Raw genomic sequence first — 8,816 nt, forward strand, 5'->3', positions numbered from 1 at the left:
GAGTTCCGCTACCGCACCACCCACAACGACGGCGTGTTCCGGGTCTACGGCCCCGAGACCCGCGCCGCCCGCCACTGCGGCCTCATCACCGGCCTGCCCGACGCCTATGGCCGGGGCCGCATCATCGGCGACTACCGCCGAGTGGCCCTTTACGGCGTGGATAAGCTGGCGGAAGAAAAGCGCAAGGACATGGCCGAACTGCACAAACAGCCCATGACCGACGAAGCCATCCGCCTCATTGAGGAGGTGTGGCGGCAGATCGACTTCCTGAACAAGCTGGCGGAGATGGCAAAGGCCTACGGCTTCGACATCCGACGCCCCGCCGCCAATGCCCATGAGGCGGTGCAGTGGCTCTATTTCGGCTACCTCGGTGCCATCAAGGAGCAGAACGGCGCGGCCATGAGCCTGGGCCGGGTGAGCACCTTTTTGGACGTCTACTTCGAGCGGGACCTGGCCGCCGGCGTGCTGGACGAGCAGGGCGCCCAGGAGCTGATGGACCACTTTGTGATGAAGCTGCGCATGGCCCGCCACCTGCGCACCCCCGCCTACAACGAGCTGTTCGGCGGCGACCCCATGTGGATCACCGAGGCGGTGGGCGGCATGGGGCTGGACGGCCGCACTCTGGTGACCAAGAATTCCTTCCGGGTGCTGCACACCCTCTATGACCTGGGGAGCGCCCCCGAGCCCAACCTGACGGTGCTCTGGTCCGGCGCGCTGCCGGAGGGCTTCAAGCGCTTTTGCGCAAAGGTCTCCTGCGACACCGACGCCATCCAGTACGAGAACGACGACCTGATGCGCCCGGTCTACGGCGACGACTACGCCATCGCCTGCTGCGTCTCCGCCATGCGGGTGGGCAAGGACATGCAGTTCTTCGGCGCCCGCACCAACCTGCCCAAACTCCTGCTCATGGCCCTCAACGGCGGGCGGGACGAGATGAAGAACGAGCAGGTGGGCCCGGCCACCGAGCCGTTCAAGGGCGAGTATCTGGACTATGATGAAGTCTGCCGCCGGCTGGACTTTTACCGCGCCTGGGTGGCGAAGGTGTACGCCAACACCATGAACGTCATCCACTATATGCACGACAAGTACGCCTACGAGAAACTGCAGATGGCCCTCCACGACACCGAGGTCCACCGCTACATGGCCTTCGGCATCGCCGGCCTCAGCGTGCTGGCCGATTCCCTCTCCGCCATCAAATACGCGAAGGTGCGCTGCGTGCGGGACGAGGCCACCGGCCTCATCAGCGGCTTTGAGGTGGAAGGGGAGTACCCCGCCTTTGGCAACGACGACGACCGGGTGGACTCCATCGCCGCCGAGCAGGCCCGGCTTTTCTTTGAGGAGCTGAAAAAGCATCCCCTCTACCGGAACGCCGAGCCGACGCTTTCGGTGCTCACCATCACCTCCAACGTGGTCTACGGCAAAAAGACCGGCGCCACCCCCGACGGGCGCAAGGCGGGCGAGCCCTTCGCCCCCGGCGCGAACCCCATGCACGGGCGGGAGAAAAGCGGCGCACTGGCCAGCCTCAACTCGGTGGCCAAACTCAAGTATGACTGCTGCAAGGACGGCATCTCCAACACCTTCTCCATCCTGCCCGAGGCCCTGGGCAGGACCGAAGCCGAGCGCTGCGGCAATCTGGCGGCCCTGCTGGACGGCTACTTTGCCCAGATGGCCCACCACCTGAACGTGAACGTGATGAACCGCCGGATGCTGGAGGAAGCCTGCGAGGACCCCGCCAAATACCCGAACCTCACCGTCCGGGTCTCCGGCTACGCGGTGAACTTCCACAAGCTCAGCCGGGAGCAGCAGCGGGAGGTCATCCGCCGCACCTTCCACAGCGCCATGTAAAAGGAGGCCCCGCCCATGGAAAACAGCGCCCTTTCCGGCCGCGTCCACGCCTTCCAGTCCATGGGGGCGGTGGACGGCCCCGGCCTGCGCTATGTGGTGTTCTTTCAGGGGTGCCCCCTGCGCTGCGCCTACTGCCACAACCCGGACACATGGGCCTTTGGCGGCGGGCAGGAAGCCACGGTGGAGCAGGTGCTGCAAAAGGTGCGCCGCTGCGCGCCCTATATCAAAAAGAGGGGCGGCGTCACCCTCACCGGGGGCGAGCCGCTGGCCCAGAGCGCCTTTGCCGCGGCGCTGCTGGCGGCCCTTAAAACCGAGGGCTACCACACCGCCCTGGACACCTCCGGTGCGGCGAGCCTGCCCGAGGCGGCAAAGGTGCTGGCCCACACCGACCTGGTGCTGGCCGATTTGAAATTCACCACCGAAGAGGGCTACCGCCGCTTCACCGGCGGCAGCCTTGCCCACACGCTGGAGTTTCTGGACCTCTGCCGCGAGATGGGCCGCCCGGTGTGGCTGCGGCACGTGGTGGTGCCGGGCCTCAACGACGGCCCCGAAGCCGCGGCCCGGCTGGCGGCGCTGGCAAGGGGGTATGACAACGTGGAAAGGGTGGAGCTGCTGCCCTTCCGCACCCTCTGCATCGAAAAGTACACGGCGTTGGGCATCCCCTTCCCGCTGAAGGGCACGCCCCCGGCGGGCGAAGAGCACCTTGCGCCCTTCCGTGCGGCGCTGGGGCTCCTGGCCGCCCCGGCGGAATAAAACGAAAACGCGCCCTTCGGAACCTTTGTCCCGAAGGGCGCGTTTTGCGCCGGTTCATCTGCGGGGCCGCCGGGGGGAGGAAGGGGCCTGGGGGCGCGTGCCCGGCTTTTTTCCGCCGGGCTTTTTCCTGCACACGCTCCAGCCGAACTTGCCCAGCTGCTTGCCCAAAGCGTAGTAGTCGCCGTGGGCGTAGGCCAGAAGGCCCGCCTTTTCCAGATGCAGCTTGCCCGCGCCGTCCAAAAGGGCCGCGTCCACGTCCACCGCCACCACGTCCGCCAAAAACAGGTCGTGGCTGCCCAGTTCGATGCGCTTGAACACCCGGCATTCCAGATTCACCGGGCTCTCCGCCAGCAACGGGCAGCTTACTTTTGAAGCGGGGGCGGCGTGCAGGCCCATGGCGGCGAATTTGTCCACATCTTTGCCGCTTTTCACGCCGCACCAGTCCACCGCCCTGGCCAGCGCTGCGGTGGGCAGGTTGACGACGAACTCGCCGCTTTCTTTGATGAGGCCGTAGCTGTGGCGGGCGGGCCGCACCGAGATGGACACCCGGGGCGGCTGGGTGCAGACGGTGCCCGCCCAGGCGATGGTGATGAGGTTGGCGTTTTCCCCCTCGCCGCAGCTCACCAGCACCGGGGGCACCGGCCCCAGCAGGGCGCTGCCCGGCCAGGAGAGTTTTTCTTCACTCATGGGCCTTCTCCTCAAAGGTGGTCTCGCTGATGATGAAGCGGGGCCGGGCCTTGGTTTCCATGTAAATTTTGCCGATGTATTCGCCGATCACCCCGAGGCACAAAAGCTGGATGCCCCCCATGAAGCAGACGATGCAGATGGTGCTGGCCCAGCCGGCCACCGTGTGGCCCAGCAGCGCCGCAACGATCGCCCAGATCACCCCGATGAAGCTGATGCAGCTTACCAGCATCCCAAAGCCGGTGATCATGCGGATGGGCTTCACCGAAAGGCTGGTGATGCCGTCAAAAGCCAGAGCCAGCATCTTTTTCAGGGGATAGTGGCTTTCGCCCGCGATTCGCTCGGCCCGCTCGTAGTAGACGCTGGTGCTCTTGAAGCCCACCAGCGGCACCATGCCCCGCAAAAAGATGTTCACTTCCTTGAAGTTGGCAAACTCGTTCAGCACCCGGCTGCTGAGCAGGCGGTAGTCCGCGTGGTTGAACACCACCTGCGCGCCCATCCAGTTCATCAGCTTGTAGAAGCTCTCGGCGGTGAAGCGCTTGAAAAAGGTGTCGGTGGTGCGCTTGGAGCGCACGCCGTACACCACCTCGCACCCGTCGTGGTAGGCCTTCACCATTTCGTCCATGGCGTTCAGGTCGTCCTGGCCGTCGCAGTCGATGCTGATGGTGATGTCGCAGCGGTCCTTCACGGTCAAAAGGCCCCCCAAAAGGGCGTTCTGGTGCCCCCGGTTGCGGGAAAGGCACACCCCCTCCGCCAGCTCTTCCCTGGCGGCCAGGTCCTGGATGATGGCCCAGGTGTCGTCCTTCGAGCCGTCGTTCACGAACACCGCCCGGCTTTGGGGCGCGATGAGGCCCTGGGCCATCAGCCCGCGCAGCTTCGCAAAGAACATGGGCGCGGTGACGGGCAGCACCTGCTGCTCGTTGTAGCAGGGGATGACGATGTATAAGACCGGCAGTTCCTTCATTTTTCGTTCCTCCAGAATTCAGCGCTGGTATTCCCGGGCAAGGGCCGCCCGGTCCAGGATCTTAAAGCTGTTTTTATAGGTCTCGATCAGGCCCTGGGCCCGCATGCGGGAGATCTCGCGGCACAGGGCGCTGCGCTCGCAGTTCAGATACTCCGCCAGCCCCGCCCGGGAGAAGGGGATGGAAAAGGTGTCCGCCCCGGCGGCCTTTGCCTGCTCCAGCAGGTAGGCGCAGAGCTTGGAGCGCAGGCTTTTCAGGATGAGCAGGTCCACCCGGCGGCTCAGCTCGAAGTATTTTTCCGAGATGGTGCGCACCAGGTTCTGCATCAGCTGGGCATGCTCCGGGTGCATGGCGGCGCAGGGGCACAGCAGCCTGCGGCAGGAGATGAACATCGCCTTCGAGGGGCTGCGGGCGGTGATGGTCACCGGGCTTTTCACCGCGCTGCCCGCCAAAACGTCCCCGAACACGCTGCCCGGCACAAGGTCGGTGATGGCCACCGCCGCGCCGTCCGGCGTGGTCTTGAGGGCGGTGGCGCTGCCCTCCAGCAGAACGCCGATCTCGCCGGTGTGGTAGCCCGCCAAAAGCAGGATGCCGCCCTTTTCGTAGCGGCGCACCGCCGGCGCAAAGCAGCCCAGCAGCCGGGCGAGGCCCTGGGGCGGGATGTCCGCGAACAGGGGCGTGGCCGCCAGCAGGGGATAGTATTCTTCCACGGGCGGCTCCTTTCTGCACAAGGAAGATAAACAAAAAAATCACAACTGTTGCGGCGGCAACAGCAATCTATCCCACATTATAGTAAAATCTTCAAGGAAAAGCAATGCAAAGAGGGGCGAAGGGGCCCCGGGAAAGGTGGAAATTTTATGAAACAGTATTACACCCGCTTTCTCACCCGCACTGCGCTGCTGCTGGCGCTCTGCGTGGTGGTGCAGCAGTTCAAGACCGTCAGCCAGTTCATCACCGGCCCGCTGGTGAACCTGATCCTGCTGCTGGCCGCCCTGGCGGTGGGCCTGGGCAGCGGGCTCTGCATCGCGGTGCTCAGCCCCATCCTGGCCTTCCTCATCGCCCCCAGCCCCGTCATGCAGCTCATGCCCCAGCTCATCGTGCTGGTGGCGGCGGGCAACGCCGCGCTGGTGGTGTGCGCCTGGCTGCTTCGCAAACAGGATAAATTCTTCTGGCTGGGCTTTTTGCTGGGTGCGGCGGCCAAAGTGGCCGTGATGGCCGGCGGCCTGCAGTTCGTGCTGCTGCCCCTCTTCGGCGCCGTGCTCAACGAAAAGCAGGTGGCCACCGTGAGCACCATGTTCGGCGTCAACCAGTTCATCACCGCCCTCATCGGCGGCGTGCTGTGCGCCGTCCTCTGGCCGTTGCTGCGCAAGGTAAAGGGCTTCGTGCTGGAAAAGGCCTGAAAACTCTCAAAACGAACCAAGGAGCCGGCCCCGCAAAAGGGGCCGGCTCCTGCCGCTTTATTTCGCCTCTTTGGCCTTCACCAGTTCGATGGCCTCTTTGCCGGTCATGTGGTCGATGGTCATCTCCAGCATGCACAGGGGCGCCCAGTCCCGCTCGATGGCGGCGTTCATGCCGTCGAGGGTGTCGTTGGGGGCATACTTGCGGGCCAGCTTTTCAATGGCCGCCCGCTTCTCGCCGTCCTCCTCCAGCTCCCGGATGGCGCCGAAGGCAATGACGCTGCGGAAATAGGTGGTGTATTCCTCGGGCACGATCTGGTCCTGGTCGATGACGCAGAAGGAAGCCTTCGGGCAGCGGCGGATGGCCTCCAGCTTGTGGCCGGCTTTGGCCGAGTGGAAATAGAGCTTGTCACCGTCAAAGACATAGCTGAGGGGCACGGCGTAGGGGTAGCCGTCGTCGCCCAAAAGGGCCAGCACCCCGGACGTTCCCCTGTTCAGCACGGCAGCGGAATCCTCGGCGCTCAAAAGCTGCTTGCGGCGGCGCATTTCCTTGAACATAAAAACACCTCTCGATGATAAAAAATGAAGCGCCCCGTCCGCATTCCTTCTAAGGCCTAATGGAATGAGACCAAGACGCAAAACCCGGCGGCTTTTCAGAAAAATTATACGTGCGGAGTCGGCAAAAGTCAAGGGAGCAGAAGGGCGCCTTTGCCGCTGCTCCGCTTGAAACCGCCGGGACCGGGGAGTAAACTGTAAGCATGGAAAAGACCGCGGTGCGCAAAAACGAAGCACCGGGGCGGTTTTGCGCAAGGAGGGCGTGAAGATGAAGCAGATCATCATCCGGAAAGAGGTCACCCCGGCGCTGGCCTCCCGCGTTTCTCTTCTTGGCTGTAAGTCCTATACCATTTCCATCCCTTCCCTTGAAACGGCAGATGCCCTGCTCAAAACCGCGGTGGACGAAACGGCGCCCATTGCCTCGCTCCTTGGGGAATACCGGAAGTTTGCCGAGGGCGGGGATTCTTCGCTGTTTGCCAGGATGTACCAGATCAGCGAGACGAGCGGGCTGGTGATCGACCAGAATATATATTTGTATCACTGCGACCCGTGCCCGGTGTGGGTGAACTGGGAAGAGAGCCGCTGGGCCTATATGAGCAGCAGAAAGTATGTGGGCGATCCCTGGTGGTTTGAGGATGCGGAAATTTTAAGGGATGTACAGCAGATGAACCTGATCGACTTTCTGGAAAAATACAAAGGCTGTTGAGCGGGCCGGGGAGGCGAAGGCGTTCCCGCGCTGAAAAAGCTGTGCCCGGCAAAGGGCAGGGAAAGGATCATTGAAAATGGATGAAATCAAACTAAGCGCTGAAAAGAAAGCGGATATATTAAAAAAAGTGGAGGAACTTTTGCAGCTGTATCATAACGGGGCTCTTGGGGGAGAAGTTATGCCCGAAGATGCAAACCCTGGCTTAGGAAGAGAAACCAGCGAAAACTATTCGTATTTTACTTTGCCAATGGCTTTGAATTATCAACGTAATTTCCTATTTATTGTACTTCGGCTTACCCGTTTATACAAATACCTATGTTTAATTGTTTACCATACGTTTTATGAATGGCAAGAGACAGCGGCTGCTTGATCCGCTGTCTCTATGTATTTTCCTATATTTTGTTATTTACAAGCTTCGGAATTCACTCCGGCTTTTCTTGCTAATGATTTTCTGAAGTCTTTGGTTTTCATCACGGAGCGCCTGATTTTCCTGCCGGAGCCGGAAAATTTCTTCCTGAAGGAGATCGATCCGTCCTTCCATTGCTTTGTCCAGGATACCTCTGCGTGGATTGATGGTTCCGGCCTGCTGTTCCATAGCCCGGTCAATTTCGGCCCTCACAATGGGATTCTTATAGAAGAATCCTCTGGAAGCTCCTGTCATCTTTACGAGCTGCGGAACCGATACCCTCTCTCCCTGATCTAACAGTTTGCGGATTGCCAGTTTCGCCGCAGCAATCTTTTCATCGCTTCGTTCCCGGTTCATTTCAATCATCCTGTCGTATTTGTTCATATTCTTCACCCCATCCATCTAAATTTGCCAGTAGGATTCTGGTCTGTTGCTCCCGTGCCTTCCGGGTTTCTTCGGCAAGGAGTTGGTTGCTCATTTTTCTGTAATGCTTTACTGCGCTTATGTTTTTTATGCCCCAGGAGTTTTGCTATCGTCCAGTCATCCAAATGCAGTTCTGTCAGTTTAACTCCGCAAGACCGCCGGAACATATGGGAGCTGAATTTAAACAGTTTCCCTTCATCATCCCGTAGGTCTTCACTTTTGATCAACCGCAGTACCTTATGCTTTATGGTTGTATATTGAAGTGGACGGCAGGGATCTTTGGCGTCCACGAAGATAAGCGTCCACACATTTCCCTGATGAGCGTTCAGCTCCTGGGATACCTCTTTCAGCTTGACCGGGACACCATCATCCGTGAACAGCCCATGGCTGCCAAACCGTTCCGCACCAGGCCGGGTGCCGATGTAGTCGGCATAGGTTCTCTGGTTCAGGATCTCATGGGCATTATCCTCAATGGCACGGGTGATAAATTCAGAGGCAACTCCTACGGTCTTTTCTCTCTGGTAGTCCTCATACTCCAGCATCGTGGCACTATCCGGGAAATCCCGCAGGAGCTTTTCGATGAGCTTTTGTTGTTTCACTGTTGCGGGAGCCAGCTTGAAAGACTCATCGATCTTCTCCACACCTTCACGGGTGGCGATGTAGGTGGCATACCCGCCGATGGGCTTTTCCTGATCCGGCGATAAGGTACAATAAGTTTCGCAAATTGAAAAGTAGATAAAAAGAGACATGGTTTGCAGATCTCTGGTAGAATGAAGTTGTGACACTAACCATTCTGAAAGGAGACAGCAAACCATGTCCGAGAAGATTGTACAGCTAAACGAGGAAGTAATCAAGGGGCAGCTTAAGGAGCTGGTGCGTGGCAGCGTAGAGGAAACCCTCAACGAACTGCTGGAGGCCGAGGCGGAGAAACTGACCCAAGCGGCCTGGTACGAGCGCAATGAGCAGCGGCAGGGCTACCGCAGCGGCCACTACCACCGCAGCCTCACCACCACTTCCGGGGACGTTACCCTGAAGGTGCCCAAGCTCAAGGGGATCTCCTTTGAAACCGCCATCATTGAGCGGTA

12 protein-coding genes are annotated in these 8,816 nt (G+C 60.4%); 6 read left to right on the forward strand and 6 right to left on the reverse strand.

Annotation, left to right across the window (positions count from 1 at the left end; translation table 11 throughout):
• Together ACH2AT_RS10100 and pflA are read left to right on the forward strand one after the other, a co-directional pair.
• Positions 1 to 1,845 (forward strand): pyruvate formate lyase family protein (locus tag ACH2AT_RS10100; protein ID WP_394965735.1); only part of this gene is annotated, 1,845 nt, incomplete at its 5' end.
• A gap of 15 nt (positions 1,846 to 1,860) precedes the next feature.
• Complete coding sequence (gene pflA, locus ACH2AT_RS10105; RefSeq protein ID WP_394965737.1) at positions 1,861 to 2,598, forward strand: pyruvate formate-lyase-activating protein; 738 nt, start codon at positions 1,861 to 1,863, stop codon at positions 2,596 to 2,598.
• A 54-nt stretch (positions 2,599 to 2,652) separates the two neighbouring features.
• On the opposite strand, the gene ACH2AT_RS10110 is transcribed toward pflA, so the two are convergent.
• Genes ACH2AT_RS10110 through ACH2AT_RS10120 form a run of 3 tightly spaced genes read right to left on the reverse strand, consistent with a single transcriptional unit; the run spans position 2,653 to position 4,954 of the window.
• A complete protein-coding gene (locus ACH2AT_RS10110) occupies positions 2,653 to 3,285 on the reverse strand; it encodes a flavin reductase family protein (RefSeq protein WP_394965739.1) in 633 nt (210 codons plus the stop codon).
• On the reverse strand, positions 3,278 to 4,246 hold the full coding sequence (locus ACH2AT_RS10115; protein ID WP_394965741.1) for a glycosyltransferase family 2 protein: 969 nt from the start codon (positions 4,244 to 4,246) through the stop codon (positions 3,278 to 3,280). Before ACH2AT_RS10115 ends, ACH2AT_RS10110 begins: the two co-directional genes overlap by 8 nt.
• 18 nt (positions 4,247 to 4,264) lie before the next feature.
• Complete coding sequence (locus tag ACH2AT_RS10120) at positions 4,265 to 4,954, reverse strand: Crp/Fnr family transcriptional regulator (protein ID WP_394965743.1); 690 nt, start codon at positions 4,952 to 4,954, stop codon at positions 4,265 to 4,267.
• 147 nt (positions 4,955 to 5,101) lie between these two features.
• Here ACH2AT_RS10120 and ACH2AT_RS10125 point away from each other — a divergent pair, with 147 nt between their 5' ends.
• A complete protein-coding gene (locus ACH2AT_RS10125; protein WP_394965745.1) occupies positions 5,102 to 5,644 on the forward strand; it encodes an ECF transporter S component in 543 nt (180 codons plus the stop codon).
• A 57-nt stretch (positions 5,645 to 5,701) separates the two neighbouring features.
• Here ACH2AT_RS10125 and ACH2AT_RS10130 read toward each other — a convergent pair whose 3' ends face one another.
• Positions 5,702 to 6,199, reverse strand: coding sequence for a pyridoxamine 5'-phosphate oxidase family protein (locus ACH2AT_RS10130; protein WP_394965747.1), 498 nt, complete (start codon positions 6,197 to 6,199; stop codon positions 5,702 to 5,704).
• Between the two features lie 265 nt (positions 6,200 to 6,464).
• On the opposite strand from ACH2AT_RS10130, the gene ACH2AT_RS10135 reads away from it, so the two are divergent.
• Together ACH2AT_RS10135 and ACH2AT_RS10140 are read left to right on the forward strand one after the other, a co-directional pair.
• Positions 6,465 to 6,902, forward strand: coding sequence for a hypothetical protein (locus tag ACH2AT_RS10135; protein WP_394965748.1), 438 nt, complete (start codon positions 6,465 to 6,467; stop codon positions 6,900 to 6,902).
• 76 nt (positions 6,903 to 6,978) lie between these two features.
• Positions 6,979 to 7,272, forward strand: a complete 294-nt coding sequence (locus tag ACH2AT_RS10140; RefSeq protein ID WP_394965750.1) for a hypothetical protein — start codon at positions 6,979 to 6,981, stop codon at positions 7,270 to 7,272.
• Between the two features lie 36 nt (positions 7,273 to 7,308).
• Here ACH2AT_RS10140 and ACH2AT_RS10145 read toward each other — a convergent pair whose 3' ends face one another.
• Together ACH2AT_RS10145 and ACH2AT_RS10150 are read right to left on the reverse strand one after the other, a co-directional pair.
• Positions 7,309 to 7,692 (reverse strand): DUF6262 family protein, encoded by a 384-nt coding sequence (locus tag ACH2AT_RS10145; RefSeq protein WP_087254466.1) that lies wholly within the window; start codon positions 7,690 to 7,692, stop codon positions 7,309 to 7,311.
• A gap of 5 nt (positions 7,693 to 7,697) precedes the next feature.
• The gene (locus tag ACH2AT_RS10150; protein WP_394965752.1) at positions 7,698 to 8,480 is read right to left on the reverse strand and encodes a tyrosine-type recombinase/integrase; all 783 of its coding nucleotides are present in this window, start codon (positions 8,478 to 8,480) and stop codon (positions 7,698 to 7,700) included.
• Between the two features lie 64 nt (positions 8,481 to 8,544).
• Here ACH2AT_RS10150 and ACH2AT_RS10155 point away from each other — a divergent pair.
• Positions 8,545 to 8,816: transposase (locus ACH2AT_RS10155; RefSeq protein ID WP_394965754.1), on the forward strand; the 272-nt coding region annotated here is incomplete at its 3' end.

The sequence above is a fragment of the Candidatus Allofournierella excrementigallinarum genome (assembly GCF_944388085.1).
Taxonomy (GTDB): domain Bacteria; phylum Bacillota; class Clostridia; order Oscillospirales; family Ruminococcaceae; genus Allofournierella_A; species Allofournierella_A excrementigallinarum.

Excerpts from the sequence above, each read along its gene's own strand:
- ACH2AT_RS10135 (WP_394965748.1), top strand. The coding sequence starts at position 6,465 with ATGAAGCAGATCATCATCCGGAAAGAGGTCACCCCGGCGCTGGCCTCC.
- ACH2AT_RS10150 (WP_394965752.1), bottom strand. The coding sequence starts at position 8,480 with ATGTCTCTTTTTATCTACTTTTCAATTTGCGAAACTTATTGTACCTTA.
- ACH2AT_RS10125 (WP_394965745.1), top strand. The coding sequence starts at position 5,102 with ATGAAACAGTATTACACCCGCTTTCTCACCCGCACTGCGCTGCTGCTG.
- ACH2AT_RS10140 (WP_394965750.1), top strand. The coding sequence starts at position 6,979 with ATGGATGAAATCAAACTAAGCGCTGAAAAGAAAGCGGATATATTAAAA.
- ACH2AT_RS10110 (WP_394965739.1), bottom strand. The coding sequence starts at position 3,285 with ATGAGTGAAGAAAAACTCTCCTGGCCGGGCAGCGCCCTGCTGGGGCCG.
- ACH2AT_RS10130 (WP_394965747.1), bottom strand. The coding sequence starts at position 6,199 with ATGTTCAAGGAAATGCGCCGCCGCAAGCAGCTTTTGAGCGCCGAGGAT.
- ACH2AT_RS10115 (WP_394965741.1), bottom strand. The coding sequence starts at position 4,246 with ATGAAGGAACTGCCGGTCTTATACATCGTCATCCCCTGCTACAACGAG.
- ACH2AT_RS10145 (WP_087254466.1), bottom strand. The coding sequence starts at position 7,692 with ATGAACAAATACGACAGGATGATTGAAATGAACCGGGAACGAAGCGAT.
- pflA (WP_394965737.1), top strand. The coding sequence starts at position 1,861 with ATGGAAAACAGCGCCCTTTCCGGCCGCGTCCACGCCTTCCAGTCCATG.